Below are 22,152 nucleotides of genomic sequence, written 5' to 3'. Positions count from 1 at the left end.
ACCCTTATGCACCCACACATGATCAAACTGCTGAGCCTCTCGGGTCTGACCCTCGGCCTGCTCGCGGCCAGCCAGGGCGTACGCGCCGATGAAGTCAAGGCGCCAACCTTCACCGCCGAACCGTGCTGCAGCCTGTGCCCGGCCGCCCATGATGCGCGCAACTACACCACGCGCTATCAGCAGAACTTCACCACCCTGGTGCAAGCCCAGGGCGACTGGTTGTTCCGGACCCAGGAAGACCTGCGCACGGAATTCGACACCACCCCGTCCGGCTACAAGCGCATGCAACAGCTGCACGACGCGTTCAAGGCCAAGGGCGTGGAACTGGTGGTGGTCTACCAGCCGACCCGTGGCCTGGTGAACCGCAACAAACTCAACCCGGAAGAGAAAGCCAAGTTCGACTTCGACAAGGCCCTGGGTAACTACAAGACCATGCTCGGCCGCTTCGCCAAGATGGGCTACGTGGTACCAGACCTGTCGCCGTTGACCAACGAGCAACTGCCGGATGAACTGCCCGCCCACGACTTCTACTTCCGTGGCGACCAGCACTGGACCCCGTACGGCGCCCAGCGCACCGCAAAAATCGTCGGTGCCAAAGTGCGTGCGATGCCCGAGTTCGCGGACATTCCCAAGCGCGAATTCGAAACCAAGCGCTCCGGGCGCATGGGCAAGACCGGCACCCTGCACAACATGGCCGGGCAACTGTGCGGCACCAGCTACGCGATCCAGTACATGGACCAGTTCACCACCGAGCCCAAGGGCGAAGCGGGCGACGGCGACCTGTTCGGCGATTCGGGCAACCCGCAGATCACCCTGGTGGGCACCAGCCACAGCGGCAAGAACTACAACTTTGCCGGCTTCCTGGAACAGGAAATCGGCGCCGACATCCTCAACGTCGCCTTCCCCGGCGGTGGTCTGGAAGGTTCGATGATCCAGTACCTGGGCAGCGATGAATTCCAGAAGAGCCCGCCGAAAATCCTCATCTGGGAGTTCTCGCCGCTGTATCGCCTGGACCAGGAGACCATCTACCGCCAGATGATGGCCCTGCTCGACAACGGCTGCGAAGGCAAGACCGCGCAGATGACCGCGAGCACCACGTTGAAACCCGGCAAGAACGAATTGCTGGTGAACAGTTCGAACAAAGACCTGCGTAATGCCAATCACCAGGTTGATATCCGCTTCGCCGATCCGTCGGTGAAAACCCTGCAAGCCACCCTCTGGTACATGAACGGGCGCCACGAGGACATCAAGATCGAGAAACCCGAAACATCCGATACAGACGGGCGTTTCGCCTTTGAACTGCGTACCGATGAAGACTGGGCCTCGCAGAACCTGCTGGCCGTGGAAGTGCAGGGTCCCGAAGCGGGCGCTGCTGCGCAGAAGGTCGAAGCGAAAATTTGCACACGCAACATATTCCCAAGCGGCGGCCAAAAAACCGCCTCCCTCGGGCAATGAGGTTACCTATGCAGAAGTTACTGATCCCTACGTTACTGGGCCTGGCGATGTTCGCAGGCTCCGTCAACGCCGCCGCACCGCTGCGTCCGCCACAAGGCTATTTCGCACCGATTGAAGCGTTCAAGACCGGCGACTTCAAGGAAAACTGCGACACCATGCCGGCACCGTACACCGGGCCGCTGCAGTTTCGCAGCAAGTACGAAGGCTCGGACAAAGCCCGGTCCACCCTGAACGTGCAGTCGGAAAAAGCCTTCCGTGACAGCACCGCCGACATCACCAAGCTGGAAAAAGACACCAGCAAGCGCGTGATGCAGTTCATGCGTGACGGCCGTCCCGAGCAGCTCGAATGCACTCTGAACTGGCTGGTGTCGTGGGCCAAGGCCGATGCGTTGATGTCCAAGGACTTCAACCACACCGGCAAATCCATGCGCAAATGGGCGCTGGGCAGCATGGCCTCGGCCTATGTGCGCCTGAAGTTCTCCGACTCGCACCCGTTGGCCAATCACCAGCAGGAATCGCAACTGATCGAAGCCTGGTTCAACAAGCTTGCCGATCAAGTGGTCAGCGACTGGGACAACCTGCCGCTGGAAAAAACCAACAACCACTCCTACTGGGCCGCCTGGTCGGTGATGGCAACGTCCGTCGCCACCAACCGTCGCGACCTGTTTGATTGGGCGGTGAAGGAATACAAGGTCGGCGTGAACCAGGTCGACGACCAAGGGTTCCTGCCCAACGAATTGAAGCGTCAGCAACGCGCCCTGTCGTACCACAACTACGCCCTGCCGCCGCTGTCGATGATCGCCAGTTTTGCCCTGGTCAATGGCGTGGACCTGCGCCAGGAAAACAACAGCGCGCTCAAGCGCCTGGGCGACAAAGTGCTCGCCGGGGTCAAGGATCCCGAGGTCTTTGAACAGAAGAACGGCAAGGAACAGGACATGAAGGACTTGAAGCAGGACATGAAATTCGCCTGGCTCGAACCCTTCTGCACCCTCTACACCTGCGCGCCGGACGTGATCGAGCGCAAGCATGGGATGCAACCGTTCAAGACCTTCCGCCTCGGGGGCGACCTGACCAAGGTCTACGACCCGACGCATGAGAAAGGCAACAAGGGTTCCTGACAAAACACGGTAGAAAAATGTGGGAGGGGGCTTGCCCCCGATAGCAGGGTGTCATTCAACACAGATGGCGACTGTTACACCGCCATCGGGGGCAAGCCCCCTCCCACAGTTCGAGTCGGTTTCGTCAGTTGGAATGTTGTACGGCCCGCCCCCGATTTTTCGTGGGGGGGTTTGGGGGGGCTCTGGCCCTTGACTGTTGGTTAAACATGGAGAGATCGGGATGGTTTTCTCGTCCAATGTGTTCCTGTTTCTGTTCTTGCCGATCTTTCTCGGCTTGTACTATTTGAGCGGGCAACGCTATCGCAACCTGCTGCTGCTGATTGCCAGCTACGTGTTCTACGCCTGGTGGCGAGTGGACTTCCTGGCGCTGTTCGCCGCCGTGACGCTGTGGAACTACTGGATCGGCCTCAAGGTCGGTGCCGCCGGCGTACGCACCAAGCCGGCCCAGCGCTGGCTGCTGCTCGGCGTGGCGGTCGACCTGTGCATCCTCGGCTACTTCAAGTACGCCAACTTCGGCGTCGACAGCATCAACGTGATGATGAAGTCGGCGGGCCTTGAGCCGTTCATCCTGACCCACGTGCTGTTGCCGATCGGGATCTCGTTCTACATCTTCGAGTCGATCAGCTACATCATCGACGTGTACCGTGGCGATACCCCGGCGACCCGCAACCTGATCGACTTTGCGGCGTTCGTGGCGATCTTCCCGCACCTGATTGCCGGCCCGGTGCTGCGCTTTCGCGACCTGGCCGACCAGTTCAACAACCGCACCCACACCCTCGACAAATTTTCCGAGGGCTGCACGCGGTTCATGCAGGGTTTCATCAAGAAGGTGTTCATTGCCGACACCCTGGCAGTCGTCGCCGACCACTGCTTCGCCCTGCAGAACCCCACCACCGGTGATGCCTGGCTCGGCGCACTGGCCTACACCGCGCAGCTGTACTTCGACTTCTCCGGCTACAGCGACATGGCTATCGGCCTGGGCTTGATGATGGGTTTCCGCTTCATGGAAAACTTCAAGCAGCCGTATATCAGCCAGTCGATCACCGAGTTCTGGCGGCGCTGGCACATCAGCCTGTCCACCTGGCTGCGTGACTACTTGTACATCACCCTGGGCGGCAACCGTAAAGGCACGCTGACCACCTACCGCAACCTGTTCCTGACCATGCTGCTCGGTGGCCTGTGGCACGGTGCGAACATCACCTACATCGTGTGGGGCGCGTGGCATGGCATGTGGCTGGCGATTGAAAAAGCCATCGGCCTCAACACTTCGCCGCGCAGCTTCAACCCGGTGCGCTGGGCCTTCACCTTCCTGCTGGTGGTGATGGGCTGGGTGATCTTCCGCGCCGAAAACCTGCACGTCGCCGGCCGTATGTACGGTGCGATGTTCAGCTTTGGCGAGTGGTCGCTGTCGGAACTCAACCGCGCCAACCTCACCGGCCTGCAAGTGGCAACCCTGGTGGTGGCCTACGCAACCCTGGCGTTCTTTGGCCTGCGCGACTTCTACACCAACCGCCCTGCCGAGAAAACCAAGCCGGCCGACCCGAGCCTGATCAAGGCCGTGCCGGGCGACAACCCAGGCAGCATCCACCAGCCCGGCTTCACCGTGGGCAAGGATGCCGCCGTGCAACCGGCCTACTGGACCGCTGACTGGCCACGCTACGCCATGCGCGCTGCGGTGCTGCTGCTGTTCGTGGCGTCGATTCTCAAACTGTCGGCGCAGAGTTTCTCGCCGTTCCTTTACTTCCAATTCTGAGGGAGCCGACCATGACCCGTTCATTACGCGTCCTCTATATCGGCCTGTTCCTGGTGGTGTTGCTCGCCCTGGGCGCCTGGTCGCTGCGCAGCTTCTTCGGCTTCAGCACCAATGCCGACGCCACCGTGCTCAACGGTCGCTGGACCAAGGCGGTCGAGACCCACTACGACGACCAGTTCCCGATCAAGCGCCTGGGCACCAACCTGTGGGCGGCGCTGGACTACAAGCTGTTCAATGAAGGCCGCCCTGGTGTGGTGTTGGGCCGCGATCACTGGTTGTACAGCGACGAGGAGTTCAACCCCGCCGTCAACGAAGACCAGAACCTGGAAGGTAACTACGCGCTGGTCGAAGGCGTGCGCCAGAAGCTCAAGGCCCAAGGCATCCAACTGGTGATGGCAATCGTGCCGGCCAAGGTGCGCCTGTATCCGGAACACCTGGGTGAAGTGAAACCGGCCAGCATCCACGCCAACCTTTACCAGGACTTCCACGCCCGTGTCGCCGCCGACAAGATCATCGCCCCGGACCTGCTCGGCCCGCTGCAACAGGCCAAGCTCGGCGGCAAGCAGGTGTTCCTGCGCACCGACACCCACTGGACCCCGGATGGCGCTGAAATCGCTGCCAAGCAACTAGCCAAGACCATTGCCGCCAAAACCCCACTGAGCGGCGAGCCCCAGCGTTTTGTCACCGAGGCCGAGAGCACCACACCGCACAAAGGCGACCTGCGTCTGTTTCTGCCGCTGGACCCGCTGTTCGAAAACCTGATGCCGCCGCAAGAGCCGCTGCAAAAACGTGTCACGCACCTGGCCGAAACCAAAGGCGACGACGCGCTGTTCAGCGACAGCGAAACCCCGGTGGCGCTGGTGGGCACCAGCTACAGCGCCAACCCCAACTGGAATTTCGTCGGTGCCCTCAAGCAAGCCCTGGGCAGCGACGTGGTCAGCTACGCCGAAGACGGCCACGGCCCGATCCTGCCGATGCTCAGCTACCTGAAAAGCGATGACTTCAAGAACAGCCCGCCCCAGGTGCTGATCTGGGAGTTTCCTGAACGTTATCTGCCCGTGAACAACGAAATCGGTGATGCCGACCCCGCGTGGGTTGCGCAGCTTAAACAAGCCGGTTCGCGCCAACAGAACATGGCTTTGAACACTCAAAAATCCGAGACGCCCGACCGGGCGCAAAACTGAAAGAGAGGTAACTCACATGACTTTCACTACAACTCCGCGTCGTCTCGCTAAAACCCTGGCCATTGCAGCCGGTTTGAGCTTCGTATCGATGTCCGCCTTCGCCGGTGGCGACGCCGCCCTGTACGGCCCTACCGCGCCAAAAGGCTCGAGCTTCGTGCGCATCTACAACGCCAGCAACCAGGAAGTCAGCGCTACCGTTGGCGCCACCAACCTGAGCGACGTGGCCCCACTGGCCAGCAGCGACTTCAGCTTCATGCCCGGCGGTGACTACAGCGCCAAGGTCGGCAGCCAGACCGTACCGGTCAAGCTCGCTCCAGACCACTACTACACCCTGGTCAACAGCGGCAGCGGCCAGCCACAGCTGATCGAAGAACCGCCGTTCAAGAACAAGCAGAAGTCCCTGGTGCGCGTGCAGAACCTCAGCGACAAGGCCCTGACCCTGAAAACCGCCGATGGCAAGACCGATGTGGTCAAGTCGGTGGCAGCCAAGGGCCGTGGCGAGCGTGAGATCAACCCGGTGAAGGTGAGCCTGGCGCTGTATGACGGTGACAAGAAAGTCGGCGATGTGAAGCCAGTGGCCCTGGAACGTGGTGAGGCAGCCGTGCTGTACGTCACAGGTTCCGGTTCGAGCTTGTCGCCAGTCTGGGTCAAACGCCCAGTGTCGACCCGCTAAAGCATTTTTCCGGGTTGGTTGAGACCAACCCGGACCGAGACAAAAACAAGAGTGAAACGACAAACCTTCGTAGCTCTGACCCAAATCGATTCAAGGAGAAACCCCCATGATTCCAGTCATCCTTTCCGGTGGTAGCGGCTCACGTCTTTGGCCGCTTTCCCGTAAACAGTTCCCTAAACAATTCCTGGCCCTGACCGGTGAGCACACGCTGTTCCAGCAAACCCTGGAGCGCCTGGTGTTCGAAGGCATGGACACCCCGATCGTGGTCTGCAACAAGGACCACCGTTTTATCGTCAACGAACAACTGGCCGCCCGTAAGTTGGAAAGCCAACGCATCCTGATGGAGCCGTTCGGCCGCAACACCGCGCCGGCCGTGGCCCTCACCGCGATGATGCTGGTCAACGAAGGCCGTGACGAGCTGATGCTGGTGCTGCCCGCCGACCACGTGATCGACGACCAGAAAGCCCTGCAACGCGCCCTGGCCCTGGCCACCGTGGCCGCCGAGCGTGGCGAGATGGTGCTCTTCGGTGTGCCGGCCACCCGCCCGGAAACCGGTTATGGCTACATCAAGTCCACCAACGATTCGCTGCTGCCCGAAGGCGTGAGCCGCGTCGAGCAGTTCGTGGAAAAACCCAATGAAAAACGCGCCATCGAGTTCGTCAAAAGCGGCGGTTACTTCTGGAACAGCGGCATGTTCCTGTTCCGTGCCAGCCGCTTCCTCGAAGAGCTGAAAAAGCACGACCCGGACATCTACGATACCTGCCTGCTGACCCTGGAACGCAGCGAACAGGATGCCGATACCGTGTCCTTCGACGAAGCCACCTTCGCCTGCTGCCCGGACAATTCCATCGACTACGCCGTGATGGAAAAAACCCAGCGCGCCTGCGTGGTGCCACTCAGTGCCGGTTGGAGCGACGTGGGTTGCTGGGCCTCGCTGTGGGCGGTCAACGATAAAGACGTCCACGGCAACGTCAGCAAAGGCGACGTGGTGATACAGGACAGCCGCAACTGCATGATCCACGGCAACGGCAAGCTGGTATCGGTGATCGGCCTGGACAACATCGTGGTGGTGGAAACCAAGGACGCGATGATGATTGCCCACAAGGACAAGGTCCAGGGCGTCAAGCAGATGGTCAGCACCCTCAACGACCAGGGCCGCAGCGAAACCCAGAACCACTGCGAAGTCTATCGTCCGTGGGGCTCCTACGACTCGGTGGACATGGGCGGGCGCTTCCAGGTCAAGCACATCTCGGTCAAGCCGGGCGCATGCCTGTCGCTGCAGATGCACCACCACCGCGCCGAACACTGGATCGTGGTCAGCGGCACCGCCGAAGTGACTTGTGACGAGAACGTGTTCCTGCTCACCGAGAACCAGTCCACCTACATCCCGATCGCCTCGGTGCACCGCCTGCGCAACCCGGGCAAGATCCCGTTGGAGATCATCGAAGTGCAATCGGGCAGCTACCTGGGCGAAGACGATATCGAGCGCTTCGAAGATATCTACGGTCGCTCCACACCGGTAGAACGTGGCGTGTCGGTGAAAACTATCGCGCAGTAAAACAGTCGTACAAGAAGCCCTCGCCCAGCCCATTGCGTCCCCTATCCGCAGTGGGTTGGGTGGGGGCTTTTTGTTTGGGCTTTTGGGGTAACTGCAAGGGCCTCATCGGGGGCAAGCCCCCTCCCACAGTTGAATGTGTTCACAGATCAAGGGTGGGAGGGGGCTTGCCCCCGATGAGGCTCTCACAGTCACCACAGCACTCAAGGTCGCCAATCCCACCTACGCTTAAGTTAGGATGCTCGTTCCCTATTCGAGGTGGTCTCCATGTTCTTCGGCGTTCTCCTGATCATCACCTGGCTGATCCTGCTGCTGCGCTACCCCGCCAAGGCCTTGCCCGTCTCCCTCGCCGCCGCCGTGGGCCTGGGCTTCGTAGCAATCTGGGTGGTATGGCTGGACAACCGCGAAGCCTCGCAACTGGCACGCCTGGAACTGCGCATCAGCTACGCCCCGCAAGAGTGCCCGGCCGACCGCCCGCTCAAGTTGACCCTCAACAACGGCAACGATGTACCGCTGACCGAACTGCGCTGGCGCGTCGCCGCCTATGCACCGGGCGACTCGGTCAACCTGGCCGACAACGTCTACGCCGCCCCCCGCTATCGCGGCCCTGGGGAGTTGCAGGCCGGGGCGACCTGGGAAGACTGCCTGCCCACGCCGCCGTTGCGCCCCGGCTATCGCCCGCAAACCCTGGAATTTCGTGCCGAGCACCTGCAAGGCAGTTTCTCGGACTGACAAAGGACTGACCCATGCCCAACGTACTCATCACCGGCTGTTCCAGTGGTATTGGCCGTGCCCTGGCTGACGCGTTCAAAGCCGCCGGCTACAGCGTGTGGGCCAGCGCCCGCCGCCCGGAAGATGTCGCCGCCCTTGCCGCTGCGGGCTTCAATGCGGTCGAGCTGGACGTCAACGACAGCACCGCCCTGCAACACCTGGCCGAACAGCTAGGCGATCTGGATGTGCTGGTCAACAACGCCGGATATGGCGCCATGGGCCCGTTGCTCGATGGCGGCACCGAGGCCATGCAACGCCAGTTCGAGACCAATGTATTTTCTATCGTCGGTGTGACCCAGGCGCTGTTCCCGACCCTGCGCCGCAGCAAAGGCCTGGTGGTGAACATTGGCAGTGTTTCCGGCGTATTGGTGACGCCGTTTGCAGGTGCCTACTGCGCATCAAAAGCGGCCGTACATGCCTTGAGCGACGCGCTGCGCATGGAACTCGCGCCGTTTGGCGTGCGGGTCATGGAAGTGCAGCCCGGTGCGATCAATACCCGCTTCGCAAAAAACGCCGGCGCCCAGGCCGAACTGTTGATCAACGAGCAATCCCCTTGGTGGCCATTGCGCGACGGCATCCGCGCACGCAGCCAGGCGTCCCAGGACAAGCCGACACCCGCCAATGAGTTTGCCGCGGATGTGCTCAAGGCCGTGCAACAGTCGCAACCGCCGCGCCTGCTGCGTTCGGGTAACGGCAGCCGCGCGTTGCCGCTGCTGGCGGCGTTGTTGCCCAAGGGGTTGTTGGAGAAGGTGTTGAAGAAACGTTTTGGTTTGAATGGGAGTTTGTAAATGATCGACTACAGCGATTTTTTTGAAGAAGTGATCCAGACCCACGTCGAGATCGAGCAATGGTTTGCCGGTGTCGCACCCGAAGGCACCTTGCAGACGTTGCTCGCCCGCTTCTCGCCGGCGTTCAGCATGATCGCCCCCGCTACCGGCGCAAGGGTGAATGCAGCCGGGGTCAATGCACTGTTCACGCGTTTAGGCGGCATGCGCCCTGGGTTGAAGATCACCTTGAGCGAGATGGCCGGGATCGACCGGCATGCCCGTGGGGCAACGGTGACTTACCGCGAGCATCAAGTGGACGCCAGCGGCACGCAGACAGATCGCCGCGCAACCGTGGTGTTCGAGAAGCAGGCCAGTGGTGTGCTTTTGTGGCGCCACCTGCATGAGACGTTGTTGGCGCAAACACCTGGCAACCTGCAATAGCCCCGGCCACCTGTCAGATCTGACAGTAGACGAGGCATTCATTCACCAACAGACTGAGGCCGGTCCTTTCTGACAGCAGATGGAGCGACACGCCAATGAACCTCCCAAGCGCCGCCTCCTCGCAACAACCCGGTAGCCCAGACCCCAATTTCGGTAACAATGGTGTGGCCGCGCTGGAGTGGATACTCAAAAAACATCCCGACTTCATCGTCACCCATCATTTCAAAGGGCTGACGACCACCTTGGACGGCAAGGTCCTGTTCAGCGCCAACCTCTTTCACAATGGCAACTACGTATTCGGGTTGGGTCGCCTGAATGCAGCTGGCAGCCTGGATGACTCATGGGGTAACAATGGCTTGGTGTCAGGCATGTTCTTGCCCCTGACACAGGCCGGAGGCTCAAGGCTGGCAGTTCAGCCCGATGGAAAAATCCTGATGCTGGGTTGGACATGGCGCGATCAAGACACGCCATGGGCAGACTTGGTCATCGCTCGTTTCGACAGCCAAGGCACACTCGACCCTCAGTTTGCCAACGCGGGTGTGTGCATCCTGCTGACCCACCAAAGTGAAGGGCTGACTGAAGACTCGGCAACCGTATACCTGCAACACGACGGGAGCATCCTGGTCAGTGCCAACTACGCACAGCGTGCAGCGCCGACGATGACGAACGGGACGGTGTTCCGCTTGCAGCCAAATGGGCAGCTGGACCCCAGCCTCAACGGCAATGGAAGGCTGGACTTCAAATTGCCCGTCGCCAACGCGGCTACTGCGGTCAACGCCTGTATCAGCCAGGGCAACCGCCATAAAATTGTTATTGTCGGTCATGCCCGTTTTGACCCTGCTACCGATACCGCCTTTGTCGCACGGCTCAACCATGACGGTACACTCGACACTACCTTTGGTCTCCCTCAAACACCTGGCTATCACACCGTTGGCATCAGCGGCGAGCACACGACCTTCAATGCCCTTGTAGAACGCGCAGACAACAGCATCGTGGCTGCGGGCCAGGTTGGAGTGATCGGCGCGGGGACCACGCAGGGCCTCCTGCGGGCCATTACGCCCGACGGCGCGCCACATCTTCCATTCAACAATGGTCAGCTTCTACGGAGTCAATTCGATAACAAACGTGACAATGGCTGGCAGTGCGTGATGTCCACCAACGCCGGGAACATCGTCACCGCTTCTCGGGGTGGTTGGATCTATGTGGCCCGCTTCAAAGCAGATGGCACCCTGGACCTGATCTTCGACAGAAAGGGCTATACCGACATGCAGTCCCCCGTGGTGACGGATCCTGTACTGTTGACCGAGCGAGGCGACCAAAGAATCATTGTGGCGGCAAACACCCTCGGGATCACTCCAGAAGGCGTCGGTGTGATTCGCGGGTTTCTCGGCTAACGGGCCTTATCGACGATCACCGTGCAAGTAATCCCCGCCGCCAACAACACCCCCTGCGGCACCTCATCGATATGAATCCGCACCGGCACCCGCTGGGCCAGGCGTACCCAGTTGAAGGTCGGGTTCACATCGGCAATCAGCTCGCGGCTCTCGGGGTTGTCGCGGTCGTAGATGCCGCGCGAGATGCTTTCTACATGGCCCTTTAACGTCTCGCCGCTCATCAACTGCATATCGGCTTTGTCGCCGACTTTCACCTGGGGCAATTTGGTTTCCTCGAAGAAGCCATAGACCCAGAACGAATTCATATCCACCACGGCCATCTTGGCTTCGCCGATGCGTGCGTAATCGCCTCGGTGCACGTTGAGGTTGGTGACGTAACCGTCCACCGCCGCCAGCACTCGGGTGCGTTTCAGGTTCAGTTCGGCCGCCTCCAGTTGCGCCTGCGCGTGCTGGTAATCGGCCAATGCTGAGTCGGCGATGTTACTGGCGTCGTCGCGGTTTTCCTTCGAAATCACCAGCGCATCCAGGTCCGCCCGGCGATGGGCGTTGACCTTGCGCATTTCCCAGGTGGCTTTGCGCGACGCGACCAGGGATTGCGCCTGCTTGACGGCAATGCGGTAGTGCTCGGGGTCGATCTGCATCAGCAGGTCACCCTTCTTCACCAACTGATTGTCACGCACCGGCACGTCGACCACTTCGCCGGTGACGTCGGCGGCAACGTTGATGATGTCGGCGCGCACACGGCCATCGCGGGTCCATGGAGTTTCCATGTAATGCCCCCACAGCGTGCGGCCAATCCAGATCGCCAGGGCCAGTACCAGCAAGGTCGCGAGCAGGCTGAAAAACTTTTTCATCGGGGCATTCTCAACGGTAGACGGTCAGCGCCAGGGCGCCGAACAGGCAGACGAACAGGCTCAGGCGCAGCAACGCCGGGTGCCAGAAAAAACGGTACAGGTCGAACCCGGCCAGGAAGCGGTCCACACCCCAGGCCAGCCCCGCCGCGATCAGAAACATCAGGGTCATGGTCGGCATGTAGATGCCGTGGAAGGCGATTTCACGGGGCATGCGCAGCTCCTTTAAAGGCAGCGAGTGGCGATTGCGGGTCGAGCAACGAGGTGCGGATAAAGTGCAGGTAGCTTTTCACCCGGCGCAGGGCCGAGGTGTCGAAGTGCGGGGCGAAGGGTTCGTCGGTGGCCTGCACGCGGCTGATCGCATGGTCGACGGCAATCAGGCCACGCTCCAGGTTGCTCGCGCTGGGTTGCAGGAACAGCCGCACCAGCGAGCGGCCCATCACGCGGATCGCCTGGCGCCACGGCTGGGACTCGGCGTACGCCGGGTGCACCGGCAGGATCGCCTGCTCCTTGCGCAACTCGATGATCGCGTGGCCGACTTCCAGCACCACGAACATCCAGCGCAGCAGGTCGCGTTGCACTTGCGGCTGGCCGACGGCGAGGCCGTAGGCCTGGTGCAGCAGGTCGCGGGTGCGGCTTTCGAAGCTCGAAGCCAGGCCCTTGAGCTTGCCGCTGATCGCATACACCACCTGTTCACGCAGGTCCTGCTCCAGGCGGCGCCACAACCAGCGGCTGTTGGGCGGCAGGATGATCGCACCGGCCGCCGCGCACACCAGCATGCCGATGATCATGGCGATGTAGTCGTTGATAAAGGTGTAGGGGTTGTAGATCGTGAGGTTGTCCGGCACCGAGCCGGTACTGAAAAAGATCAACAGGCCCACGCCGACACCCGCGTACTGCGGGCGCGAGGCGAGAAACGCGCCGAAGATGATCACCGGCGCAAGCATCACGCACAGCAGCGGGAAGCCGTCGATCCAGGGGAACACAAAGAACATTTCGACAAAGCCCACCAACGCACCGATCAAGGTGCCGCAGGCCATCTGGAACGCCATGCGTTTGGGGTTTGGCGTGGCGGCGGACAGGCCCACGGTGGCGGCGGCAATCAAAGTCATGGTCGCGCCGCTGGGCCACGCGGTGGCCACCCAATAGCTGCCGAGCACAATCAAGATAAACGACGCGCGAATCCCCGACGCAGCGCAGGCCAGCCAGTTGGTCTTCGGGATAAAGGTTTCGTCCCACTGCTCACGCGCATGGCTGTGATCGGCCAACGACGCGTGGGTTTGCGCATAGTTGTGCAGGTCGTCGACGAAGCGGTAGAGCAGCTCGTAGGCGGTGTGGAAATCCAGTTGCTCGGCTTCGGTGGGGTCGCCTTCCTGGAACGTTGCGCGCAGGCTGCGCACTTTGGTGGGCAAGCCGTCCTTGTAGGCGCTCAGTTGATTGACCAGGCGCGCCGCGTCGGGACTGGTGAGCGCTCGACCCGAGAAACCATCGAGCACTTCAGCCAGGTCCTGCAGGCCGGGTTTGATCGCGGCGACAACGTGGTCGGCGGCATCGGTGCGCAGCCGCTCAAGCAACTGGTGCAAGGCATTGAAGCGCGTGGTGAGGCTCATGAACTCGCTGTTGAGGCGACTGAGCCGACCATTGCGCCGCCGCATGTGCGGGTCTTCAAACACTGTGACGCTGCGCAGCCCTTCCAGGCCCACGGCTTCGGCGATGAAACGTACATTGCTGGCCTCGAACCCTTCACGTTGGCTGCGCCCGCGCAGGCCATCGGTGACGAACAGCGCGAACACGCCAAAGCGCTGGTACAAGGCGTTGCGCATCGCGGCGCTGGAGGTTTGCGGCAGGATCGCGGCGCTGACCAGCGTGGCGCACAGGATCCCCAGGGAGATTTCCAGCACCCGCCACACCGCCGCCATAAAGGCCCCTTCCGGATGCGCCAGGGCCGGCAGGCCGACCATCGCCGCCGTGTAGCCGGCCAGCACAAAACCGTAGGCCCGAAAGTTACGGTTGCGCGTCGCACCGGCGGTGCAAATGCCGACCCAGATCGCCAGCGCGCCGAGGAACAACTCGGTGTTCTGCGCAAACAAGGCGATCAACAGCACCATCACCGCCGACCCTGCCAGGGTGCCGAGGAAGCGATAGAAGCTCTTGGCAAATACCTGGCCGCTTTGCGGTTGCATCACGATAAACACAGTGATCATCGCCGTGCGCGGTTGCGGCAATTCCAGGCGCATGGCCAACCACAGCGTGAGGAACGCGGCGGCCAGCACCTTGAAGATATACACCCAGGTCACGCCGTCGCTGCGTGCCCAGTCGAAAAAACCACGGCGCCACTCAAGGGCATGCAGCCAGCGCAGCGGTGCAGGCAAGGGAGTCATCAAATCCTACTCAGTGATCAAATACGGCCAGTGCCGTCGGGGTCTTGCTCGGGAGGGTCTTGGCGTCTTGCGGTACGTCGCTGCCGGCACCGAGGCCACCGCCCAGGGCGGTGACCAATTCCGCGTGGGCGCTCAGGCGGGCGGCCTGCACCTGTTGCTGCACCTGCTGCTGGCGGAACAGCAACGTCTGCGCATTCAGCACATTGAGGTAGTCAGTGAGGCCGCGCTGGTAGGCGATCATCGCGATGTCGTAGGTTTTCTGCGCCGAGGCCACCGACTGCGCGGCGAAGGACGCTTGCTTGTCCATGGACTCGCGACGGATCAACTGGTCGCTGATGCCCTTGAGCGCGTTGACCAGCGTCTGGTTGTACCTGGCGACCGCGATGTCATAACCGGCGCTGGCTTCACCCAATTGCGCACGCAGGCGCCCTCCGTCGAAGATCGGCAAGGTGATCGCCGGACCGACGTTGTAGTTGAATTTCTTGCCCGCCAGGAACTCCAGCATGCCGCCGCCGGTGGCCATGTAGCCGAGGCTGCCGACCAGGTCCACGTTGGGATAGAACCCGGCGTGGGCCACATCGATGCCACGGGCCTGGGCTGCGACCTGCCAACGGCTGGCGACCACGTCCGGGCGCTGGCCAATCAATTGCGCAGGCAGGCTCGATGGCAACTTCAAGGGCACGGCGAGGGACAGGCTCGGGCGCTGCAACTGCGCACCGTCTCCCGGACCTTTACCCGCCAACGCCGCCAACTGGTTACGGCTCAGGGCGATTTCCTCGTCCAATGCGTCCAGTTGGCGGTGGGTTTCCGGCAACGGGGTTTGGGCTTGGCTCACATCGAAATGGGTGCCGATGCCTGCGTCCAGGCGTTTGTTGGCCAGGTCGAGGATCTGCTGCTGTTGCGCCAGCGTCGCCGCAACGATATCGCGGTTGGCGTACTGCAACGACAGCTGGATATAGGCGCGCACCACGTTGTTCTGCAATTCAAGCTGGGCCTGGCGTGCCTCGGCGGCGCTCATGTGGGCCAGGTCAACGGCACGCTCGGTGGCATTGCTTTCACGGCCCCACAGGTCGAGGGCGTAGCTCAGGCCCAGGGACGCATTATTGTCCCAGGTGTTGGCACCGCTCAGCTCACCTGGCCCGTAGAACTGATCCTTCGGCCAGTTGTGGCGCTTGAGGGTGGTGTCACTATTGATCTGCAACGACTCGGCCGACTCGGCAACCCCGGCCATGGCCCGTGCTTCACGCACCCGCGCGGCGGCCATGGCCATGCTTGGGCTGTGTTGGGTCGCGAGGTCGACCCAGCGGTTCAGTTGGGGATCGCCGAAGGCTTGCCACCAGTGTGCGGTGGGCCAGTGGGCGTCTTGTGCGGCGCTCTGGATGGCGTCGTCGGTGGCCAGGTTATTGGCGTTCAGGGACTGGCCTTGTGGGGCGATTCCTCCGGTTCCGATGCAGCCGCTGATTGCTAACGATAAGGCCCAAACACTGAGAGTCTTCAGCTCTCTGCTGATGCGACGCGGCACGGCAAGCGACTTCCTGAGGTGGTGGTGCGGGGTAGGTGGCGCAATTCTAGGGGGCGATATGAAGGACGATAAGCTGGTATTCCTGTGAATCTTTGTTACCGTTCAGGCGATAATCCGTTGGTAGGGATCACTGGACGGCGTAACTTTCTGTCACAATTTGTTATCTCCCCTGAGAACACTCCATGGACACTTTGCAAAACATGCGCGCCTTCAGTTGCGTGGCCGAGGCCGGCAGCTTCACCGCCGCCGCCGTGCAACTGGATACCACCACTGCCAATGTGTCGCGCGCGGTCTCCAACCTTGAGGCCCATCTGCAAACCCGCTTGCTCAACCGCACCACCCGGCGCATTGCACTGACCGAGGCAGGTAAACGCTACCTGCTGCGCTGTGAACAGATCCTGGCCTATGTCGAAGAAGCCGAAGCCGAGGCCAGTGACGCCCACGCCCGTCCCGCCGGGCAGTTGAAAGTGCACACCATGACCGGCATCGGCCAGCATTTCGTCATCGACGCCATCGCTCGCTATCGCCGTACTCACCCGGACGTGACCTTCGACCTGACCCTGGCCAACCGCGTGCCGGACCTGCTCGACGAAGGCTATGACGTGTCCATCGTGCTGGCCAGCGAACTGCCGGACTCGGGCTTCGTGTCCCAGCGCCTGGGCATCACCTACAGCATCGCCTGTGCCTCGCCGGATTACGTCAAGACCAAAGGTTGCGCACAGCGCCCACAGGATTTGCTTAACCACGCCTGCCTGCGCCTGGTCAGCCCGGTGATTCAGCTGGACAAGTGGACCTTCAACGGCCCCGAAGGCCAGGAAAGCGTGGCGATCAACACCTCGCCGTTCCTGGTGAACTCGGCGGATGCGATGAAAACCGCGATCACCAGCGGCATGGGTGTCGGCCTGCTGCCGGTGTACGCGGCCATCGAGGGCCTGCGCAACGGCACCCTGGTGCGGGTCATGCCCAACTACCGTTCCCAGGAATTGAACCTGTACGCCATCTACCCCTCGCGCCAGTACCTGGATGCGAAAATCAAGACCTGGGTGGAATACCTGCGCGGCTCGTTGCCGGAGATTCTGGCGGCGCATCAGGCGGAACTGGTGGCGTATGAATTGAGTGGCAGCCTCAGCGGTGCTCGCCTGGCGAACTGATCTCTCCCAGGTGATACAGATTAAATGTGGGAGGGGGCTTGCCCCCGATAGCGGTGCGTCAGTCACCAGATGTGTTGGCCGATACACTGCCATCGTGGGCAAGCCCCCTCCCACATTTTTCTCTGCCCACTTTAGGTCTGCCGTCCCCTGACAACAGTGGCAAGGAATGTTAGCGTGCTTGGCATTCCTCCGTAGTCGATGAGCCCGCCTGCAATGAAAAAGACTGTCCTCGCCTTCAGCCGCGTCACCCCGGCAATGATCGAACGCCTGCAACAGGATTTCGAAGTGATCGCGCCCAACCCCAAGCTGGGCGACATCAATGCTCAATTCAATGAAGCCCTGCCCCACGCCCACGGCCTGATCGGCGTTGGCCGCAAGCTGGGCCGCGAGCAGTTGCAGGGCGCAAGCAAGCTGGAGGTGGTGTCCAGCGTGTCGGTGGGCTACGACAACTACGACGTGGCGTACTTCAACGAACGCGGGATCATGCTCACCAACACCCCGGATGTACTCACCGAAAGCACCGCCGACCTGGCCTTCGCCCTGCTGATGAGCAGCGCTCGCCGGGTGGCCGAGCTGGACGCCTGGACCAAGGCCGGCCAGTGGAAAGCCAGCGTCGGCGCGCCGTTGTTCGGTTGCGATGTGCACGGCAAGACCCTGGGCATCGTCGGCATGGGCAATATCGGCGCGGCCGTGGCTCGGCGTGGACGTCTGGGTTTCAACATGCCGATCCTGTACAGCGGCAACAGCCGCAAGCAGGCGCTGGAGCAGGAGCTGGGCGCACAGTTTCGCAGCCTGGACGCGCTACTGGCCGAGGCGGATTTCGTGTGCCTGGTGGTGCCATTGAGTGAGAAGACCCGGCACCTGATCAGCACCCGCGAGCTGGGGCTGATGAAGTCCAGCGCAATCCTGATCAATATTTCCCGCGGCCCGGTGGTAGACGAACCGGCGCTGATCGAAGCCCTGCAAAGCCAGCGTATCCGTGGCGCCGGGCTGGATGTGTATGAACAGGAGCCACTGGCCGAATCGCCACTGTTCCAACTGAACAATGCGGTGACCCTGCCGCACATTGGCTCGGCCACCCATGAAACCCGCGAAGCCATGGCCAACCGCGCCCTGGACAACCTGCGCAGCGCCCTGCTGGGCCAGCGCCCGCAGGACCTGGTAAACCCGCAAGTCTGGAAACACTGACCGAACATTAATGTGGGAGGGGCCCCCTCCCACATCGACTTCCGTCCGGCACGAAATCCGGTTAAAGCCTGGCTCACTCAAGTCGATAACCTTCCATAGATGTTCGTCATCCCTGATCCACAGAAGGTTTTTATGTCCACCACCAAAGCCCGCGCAGACTCACTCTCGCTTCTGCTCTTTACCTTGCGCAGCGGCAAGCTGATGGCGATCAACCTGCTGAAAGTCAGCGAAATCATCCCATGCCCGCCGCTGACCAAGCTGCCGGAGTCCCACCCGCATGTGAAAGGCATCGCCACCCTGCGCGGCAATTCGCTGGCGGTGATCGACCTGAGCCGCGCCCTCGGCGAAATGCCCCTGGCAGACCCGGACGGCGGCTGCCTGATCGTTACCGATGTGAGCCGCTCCAAGCAGGGCCTGCATGTGCAAGCGGTGAGCAAGATCGTGCATTGCCTGACCACCGACATCCGCCCACCGCCCTACGGCTCCGGCGGTAACCGTGCGTTTATCACCGGGGTGACCCAGGTGGAAGGCGGCCTGGTGCAGGTGCTGGATATCGAAAAAGTCATCCACGGCATCGCCCCGGCGCCGATTGAAGCCGCGCCCACCGACCTGACCATGGAAGAAGCCGAAGTGCTGGGCAATGCGCACATCCTGGTGGTGGACGACAGCCAGGTCGCGCTGCAGCAATCGGTACACACCCTGCGCAACCTCGGCCTCACTTGCCACACCGCGCGCAGCGCCAAGGAAGCCATCGATGTGCTGCTGGAGCTGCAAGGCACGGCGGAGCAGATCAATGTGGTGGTGTCGGACATCGAGATGTCGGAAATGGACGGCTACGCCCTCACCCGCACCCTGCGCGAAACCCCTGATTTCCAGCACCTGTATATCTTGCTGCACACCTCCCTGGACAGCGCGATGAACAGCGAAAAAGCCCGGCTGGCCGGCGCCGACGCGGTGCTCACAAAGTTCTCTTCTCCCGAGTTGACCAAGTGCCTGGTGGTGGCCGCTCAAAGCGTGGCGCAAAAAGGCCTGTGAGCGAATACTTCCAACTGCTGCGCCGCGACCTCACCGGCAGCCTGCCCGCCCCGCTGTGGCCGGCGGGTACACAGTTGGATCATTACCGTGACGAGCTTGCACCCGCGATTCATGCGGTGTTGCGCATGACCCAGGACCAGGGCGGCGGCCGCGTCCCCCACCTGGAAACCTGGCAACAACAATTCACCACCGACGCCGAGTTCGACCCCACGCTGTGCCTGGTGGCGAGCAACCACGACGGTATTCTCGCCGTCGCGCAATGCTGGACCAGCGCGTTCATCAAGCACCTCTCCGTTCACCCTTGCGCCCAAGGCCAGGGCTTGGGCCGCGCGTTGTTGCTGCACAGCTTCCATACCTTCAAGCAACGCGGCGAGCCCTATGTGGACCTCAAGGTATTGGAAAGCAACCTGCGCGCTCGGCAGCTGTATGAGAGCGCAGGCATGAGATTTGTCCTACGCGACGTAGTGACAGAGGACTGACAGGCACTGGCGTGTAACTTGCTTCCAGAGAGACAAAACGGTGAACAGAGGTAAAAACCCGTCACCGTTCTTGCGTGCCCTCTGACCTAGCCTGGTGACAGATCTGCCATGAACACTCAATTTTCCTGCGTAGGTTGCGGCAAATGCTGCTCCGATCATCACGTCCCCCTGACCCTCGAAGAAGCCCGCCAGTGGGCGGCCGACGGCGGCAGCGTCATCGTCCTGGTGGAAGGTTTCCTGGGCAATGGCCTGGGCCTGCCCCCACAACAACGCGAACATGCCGAACGCCGTTCGGTGGTCGTGCCCAGCGGCAACACCGAGGCGTTTGTGGCAATCACCTTTGCCGCCTACAACGCCGGCCCCTGCCGGAATCTTGACGAGGACAACCGCTGCCGTATCTATGAGCGCCGCCCGCTGGTGTGCCGCATCTACCCGATGGAGATCAACCCGCATATCCCATTGAACCCCGCCGCCAAGGATTGCCCGCCGGAGTCCTGGGAGCAGGGGCCGGAGCTGATCGTGGGCGGCCAGTTGATGGACCCGGAACTGGCGCAGTTGATCCAGCGCTCACGCCAGGCCGACCGTGATGATGTGCAGACCAAGGAAGCGGTGTGCGCCTTGCTCGGCATTCGCACCACAGCACTCAAGGGGGATGGGTTTACCGCTTACCTGCCGGACATGGGCGCGTTTGCCCAAGCGATCGAGTTGGCGATGGGTCAGCCGTCCGTGGCCAACGAGTGGGTGTTCCATGTCTCGGGGATGGACATCGCCGAGCAAGTGCTGGATGCCGGGGCGCAGATTGCCACCGAGGTGCCGGCCAACTACGCGTTTATCTCGTTGCGCGCGGCCTAGACCAGAACTCACGCGCCAGCTGGCGCAGATCCTCCGCCAGTCCGGCCACGTCGCTTGAACTGAGCCGGCTCTGCTGCCCGGCACTGACGGTGGCCTCGCCGGCATCACGGATGCCGACGATGTTGCGATTGATGTCCTCGCTCACCGTGCTCTGCTCTTCCACGGCGGTTGCAATCTGCTGGCTCATGGCGGTGATTTGCATGACGCGCTGGCTGATGCCATCCAGTGCGGCGGCGGCCTGCTGGGCTTGTTTGACACTGGCTTGGACATGCTCGCCACTGTGGGCCATCGCCTGCACCGCGTCCCGTGCGCCGCCTTGCAGGGTACTGATCATGCGCTGGATTTCGTCGGTCGATTGCTGGGTGCGCTGGGCCAGGCCACGCACTTCATCGGCCACCACCGCAAACCCGCGCCCTTGCTCACCGGCCCGCGCCGCTTCGATAGCCGCGTTCAGGGCCAGCAGGTTGGTCTGCTCGGCAATCGTGCGGATCACTTCCAGCACGCTGCTGATTTCACCGCTGTGGTTTTCCAACTGGTGGATCACCTGCGTGGCCCGCGCCAGCTCCTGGGACAAGCGCAACACCGCATCACGACTTTCATCCACACGCAGGTGGCCTTCACGGGTTTCGCTGCCGGCCTGCTCGGCCGCCCTGGACGCCTGCTGGGCATGGTTGGCCATTTCGGCCACGCTGGCGGCCATCTGGTGAATGGCTGCCGCCACCTGGTCGGTCTGGGTCTGCTGGCCCAGGCTGCTGGCGTGACTGCTGTCAAGGTGCTGCACCAACCGTGCGGCGTGGCCGGAGAGGCGCTGAGAGGCATCACCAATACGCCCGACCACCGCGCCGGCTTGGGCTTCGAGCATGTGCAGGGCGAACTCGATCTGCCCACACTCATCACGGCGCCCGGTGTAGATCGCCTGGCTCAGTGGGTTGTCGGCCACTCGATGCGCCCGCTGTTGCAATTGAGCCAAGGGCCGCAACATCAGCCGCACCCCAGCCGCCCCCACCGCACACCCCGCCACCAACGCCAGTAACTGCCAGACCAGCGCGTAGCCCGTCAGGCTCAAACCCAAGGCCCAGGTCACCGCGCAAGTGGCGATGACCCATGCCGACAATTTCACCCCCATGCCGACGACTGGCCAGGACAGCCGCTTGCCCGCTCGCAAGCGCGCATACATCCGCTCCGCCAATGCGATCCTGTGCGCATCCGGCTTGGTACGCACCGATTGATACTCCACGGTCGCGCCCTCTCGGGTCACCGGTGTGGCATACGCGCTGACCCAATAGTGGTCACCGTTTTTGCAGCGGTTTTTCACCATGCCCATCCACGACCGGCCGCTCTTGAGGGTTTGCCACATATGGGCGAACGCCTCGGCTGGCATGTCCGGATGGCGCAGGACGTTATGCGGCGCACCCAGCAGCTCGTCACGGCTGTAGCCGCTGATGTCGATGAAGTCCTGGTTGGCGTAGGTAATCGCGCTGGTCAGGTCGGTGGTCGAAAGGATGTTGGCGTCGGGGGCAAAGTCCACATTCCGACCGGTGACCGGCAGATTGATCTTCATGGAGAAGCGCGCTCGTGATTG

General features: G+C 61.9%; 20 protein-coding genes. 15 read left to right on the top strand and 5 right to left on the bottom strand.

The genetic code is table 11. From position 1 onward, the window contains the following. Positions 1-6: 6 nt before the first annotated feature. The 10 genes from M2497_RS06030 to M2497_RS05985 all read left to right on the top strand — a co-directional run bounded on the left by M2497_RS06030 (position 7) and on the right by M2497_RS05985 (position 11,111). Complete coding sequence (locus M2497_RS06030) at positions 7-1,455, top strand: alginate O-acetyltransferase (protein ID WP_248486294.1); 1,449 nt, start codon at positions 7-9, stop codon at positions 1,453-1,455. An 8-nt stretch (positions 1,456-1,463) separates the two neighbouring features. Then, complete coding sequence (locus M2497_RS06025) at positions 1,464-2,573, top strand: mannuronate-specific alginate lyase (protein ID WP_248486293.1); 1,110 nt, start codon at positions 1,464-1,466, stop codon at positions 2,571-2,573. Between the two features lie 220 nt (positions 2,574-2,793). Continuing rightward, positions 2,794-4,326, top strand: coding sequence for an MBOAT family protein (locus tag M2497_RS06020; protein ID WP_248486292.1), 1,533 nt, complete (start codon positions 2,794-2,796; stop codon positions 4,324-4,326). Between the two features lie 11 nt (positions 4,327-4,337). After that, entirely contained in the window at positions 4,338-5,510 is a 1,173-nt protein-coding gene (locus M2497_RS06015) for an alginate O-acetyltransferase (RefSeq protein WP_058422925.1), read from the top strand. Between the two features lie 16 nt (positions 5,511-5,526). Beyond that, positions 5,527-6,183, top strand: coding sequence for an alginate O-acetyltransferase AlgF (locus M2497_RS06010; RefSeq protein ID WP_058422926.1), 657 nt, complete (start codon positions 5,527-5,529; stop codon positions 6,181-6,183). Positions 6,184-6,289: 106 nt separating this feature from the next. Next, the gene (locus M2497_RS06005) at positions 6,290-7,741 is read left to right on the top strand and encodes a mannose-1-phosphate guanylyltransferase/mannose-6-phosphate isomerase (protein WP_038849944.1); all 1,452 of its coding nucleotides are present in this window, start codon (positions 6,290-6,292) and stop codon (positions 7,739-7,741) included. A gap of 264 nt (positions 7,742-8,005) precedes the next feature. Continuing rightward, a complete protein-coding gene (locus M2497_RS06000; protein ID WP_248486291.1) occupies positions 8,006-8,470 on the top strand; it encodes a multidrug transporter in 465 nt (154 codons plus the stop codon). A gap of 14 nt (positions 8,471-8,484) precedes the next feature. Further along, positions 8,485-9,297 carry an SDR family oxidoreductase gene (locus tag M2497_RS05995; RefSeq protein WP_248486290.1) on the top strand — a complete coding sequence of 271 codons (813 nt, stop codon included), beginning with the start codon at positions 8,485-8,487 and terminating at the stop codon, positions 9,295-9,297. Continuing rightward, a complete protein-coding gene (locus tag M2497_RS05990) occupies positions 9,298-9,717 on the top strand; it encodes a DUF4440 domain-containing protein (protein ID WP_248486289.1) in 420 nt (139 codons plus the stop codon). A gap of 95 nt (positions 9,718-9,812) precedes the next feature. Next, on the top strand, positions 9,813-11,111 hold the full coding sequence (locus M2497_RS05985; RefSeq protein WP_248486288.1) for a hypothetical protein: 1,299 nt from the start codon (positions 9,813-9,815) through the stop codon (positions 11,109-11,111). On the opposite strand, the gene M2497_RS05980 is transcribed toward M2497_RS05985, so the two are convergent. From M2497_RS05980 to M2497_RS05965, 4 genes are read right to left on the bottom strand one after another with little or no spacing between them, the layout of a single operon-like run. Beyond that, positions 11,108-11,965: an HlyD family secretion protein gene (locus M2497_RS05980; RefSeq protein WP_248486287.1), complete on the bottom strand. Its 858-nt coding sequence runs from the start codon at positions 11,963-11,965 to the stop codon at positions 11,108-11,110. The two genes, M2497_RS05985 and M2497_RS05980, sit on opposite strands and share 4 nt — an antisense overlap. 10 nt (positions 11,966-11,975) lie before the next feature. Further along, on the bottom strand, positions 11,976-12,176 hold the full coding sequence (locus M2497_RS05975; protein WP_058422933.1) for a DUF1656 domain-containing protein: 201 nt from the start codon (positions 12,174-12,176) through the stop codon (positions 11,976-11,978). Then, the gene (locus M2497_RS05970; RefSeq protein WP_248486286.1) at positions 12,166-14,343 is read right to left on the bottom strand and encodes an FUSC family protein; all 2,178 of its coding nucleotides are present in this window, start codon (positions 14,341-14,343) and stop codon (positions 12,166-12,168) included. The genes M2497_RS05975 and M2497_RS05970 overlap by 11 nt, the downstream gene beginning before the upstream one ends. 10 nt (positions 14,344-14,353) lie before the next feature. Next, positions 14,354-15,865 carry an efflux transporter outer membrane subunit gene (locus tag M2497_RS05965; RefSeq protein ID WP_248486285.1) on the bottom strand — a complete coding sequence of 504 codons (1,512 nt, stop codon included), beginning with the start codon at positions 15,863-15,865 and terminating at the stop codon, positions 14,354-14,356. 182 nt (positions 15,866-16,047) lie between these two features. On the opposite strand from M2497_RS05965, the gene M2497_RS05960 reads away from it, so the two are divergent. From M2497_RS05960 to M2497_RS05940, 5 genes are all read left to right on the top strand, one after another. Continuing rightward, on the top strand, positions 16,048-17,016 hold the full coding sequence (locus M2497_RS05960; RefSeq protein WP_122719937.1) for a LysR family transcriptional regulator: 969 nt from the start codon (positions 16,048-16,050) through the stop codon (positions 17,014-17,016). Positions 17,017-17,229: 213 nt separating this feature from the next. Beyond that, the gene (locus M2497_RS05955) at positions 17,230-18,204 is read left to right on the top strand and encodes a D-glycerate dehydrogenase (RefSeq protein ID WP_248486284.1); all 975 of its coding nucleotides are present in this window, start codon (positions 17,230-17,232) and stop codon (positions 18,202-18,204) included. A gap of 132 nt (positions 18,205-18,336) precedes the next feature. Further along, positions 18,337-19,239 carry a chemotaxis protein gene (locus M2497_RS05950; RefSeq protein WP_248486283.1) on the top strand — a complete coding sequence of 301 codons (903 nt, stop codon included), beginning with the start codon at positions 18,337-18,339 and terminating at the stop codon, positions 19,237-19,239. Next, entirely contained in the window at positions 19,236-19,718 is a 483-nt protein-coding gene (locus M2497_RS05945) for an N-acetyltransferase (protein WP_248486282.1), read from the top strand. The genes M2497_RS05950 and M2497_RS05945 overlap by 4 nt, the downstream gene beginning before the upstream one ends. Before the next feature lie 108 nt (positions 19,719-19,826). Further along, positions 19,827-20,570: a YkgJ family cysteine cluster protein gene (locus M2497_RS05940; RefSeq protein ID WP_248486280.1), complete on the top strand. Its 744-nt coding sequence runs from the start codon at positions 19,827-19,829 to the stop codon at positions 20,568-20,570. Here the strand turns inward: M2497_RS05940 and M2497_RS05935 are convergent. Beyond that, positions 20,548-22,131 (bottom strand): PAS domain-containing methyl-accepting chemotaxis protein, encoded by a 1,584-nt coding sequence (locus M2497_RS05935; protein ID WP_248486278.1) that lies wholly within the window; start codon positions 22,129-22,131, stop codon positions 20,548-20,550. The genes M2497_RS05940 and M2497_RS05935 overlap by 23 nt on opposite strands. Positions 22,132-22,152: the final 21 nt, after the last annotated feature.

The sequence above is a fragment of the Pseudomonas sp. CYM-20-01 genome, from assembly GCF_023169845.1.
GTDB lineage: Bacteria > Pseudomonadota > Gammaproteobacteria > Pseudomonadales > Pseudomonadaceae > Aquipseudomonas > Aquipseudomonas azotoformans.
Note: the sequence above shows the minus strand (reverse complement) of the source record. Positions and strands in the feature narration are given on the sequence as shown.

Bases quoted from the DNA above. Each gene is read 5' to 3' on its own strand.
- M2497_RS06000 (WP_248486291.1), top strand. From the start codon at position 8,006: ATGTTCTTCGGCGTTCTCCTGATCATCACCTGGCTGATCCTGCTGCTG.
- M2497_RS06005 (WP_038849944.1), top strand. From the start codon at position 6,290: ATGATTCCAGTCATCCTTTCCGGTGGTAGCGGCTCACGTCTTTGGCCG.
- M2497_RS06025 (WP_248486293.1), top strand. From the start codon at position 1,464: ATGCAGAAGTTACTGATCCCTACGTTACTGGGCCTGGCGATGTTCGCA.
- M2497_RS05940 (WP_248486280.1), top strand. From the start codon at position 19,827: ATGAACACTCAATTTTCCTGCGTAGGTTGCGGCAAATGCTGCTCCGAT.
- M2497_RS05975 (WP_058422933.1), bottom strand. From the start codon at position 12,176: ATGCCCCGTGAAATCGCCTTCCACGGCATCTACATGCCGACCATGACC.
- M2497_RS05985 (WP_248486288.1), top strand. From the start codon at position 9,813: ATGAACCTCCCAAGCGCCGCCTCCTCGCAACAACCCGGTAGCCCAGAC.
- M2497_RS05950 (WP_248486283.1), top strand. From the start codon at position 18,337: ATGTCCACCACCAAAGCCCGCGCAGACTCACTCTCGCTTCTGCTCTTT.
- M2497_RS05990 (WP_248486289.1), top strand. From the start codon at position 9,298: ATGATCGACTACAGCGATTTTTTTGAAGAAGTGATCCAGACCCACGTC.
- M2497_RS05960 (WP_122719937.1), top strand. From the start codon at position 16,048: ATGGACACTTTGCAAAACATGCGCGCCTTCAGTTGCGTGGCCGAGGCC.
- M2497_RS05970 (WP_248486286.1), bottom strand. From the start codon at position 14,343: ATGACTCCCTTGCCTGCACCGCTGCGCTGGCTGCATGCCCTTGAGTGG.
- M2497_RS05955 (WP_248486284.1), top strand. From the start codon at position 17,230: ATGAAAAAGACTGTCCTCGCCTTCAGCCGCGTCACCCCGGCAATGATC.
- M2497_RS06015 (WP_058422925.1), top strand. From the start codon at position 4,338: ATGACCCGTTCATTACGCGTCCTCTATATCGGCCTGTTCCTGGTGGTG.
- M2497_RS05935 (WP_248486278.1), bottom strand. From the start codon at position 22,131: ATGAAGATCAATCTGCCGGTCACCGGTCGGAATGTGGACTTTGCCCCC.
- M2497_RS05995 (WP_248486290.1), top strand. From the start codon at position 8,485: ATGCCCAACGTACTCATCACCGGCTGTTCCAGTGGTATTGGCCGTGCC.
- M2497_RS06010 (WP_058422926.1), top strand. From the start codon at position 5,527: ATGACTTTCACTACAACTCCGCGTCGTCTCGCTAAAACCCTGGCCATT.
- M2497_RS06030 (WP_248486294.1), top strand. From the start codon at position 7: ATGCACCCACACATGATCAAACTGCTGAGCCTCTCGGGTCTGACCCTC.
- M2497_RS06020 (WP_248486292.1), top strand. From the start codon at position 2,794: ATGGTTTTCTCGTCCAATGTGTTCCTGTTTCTGTTCTTGCCGATCTTT.
- M2497_RS05980 (WP_248486287.1), bottom strand. From the start codon at position 11,965: ATGAAAAAGTTTTTCAGCCTGCTCGCGACCTTGCTGGTACTGGCCCTG.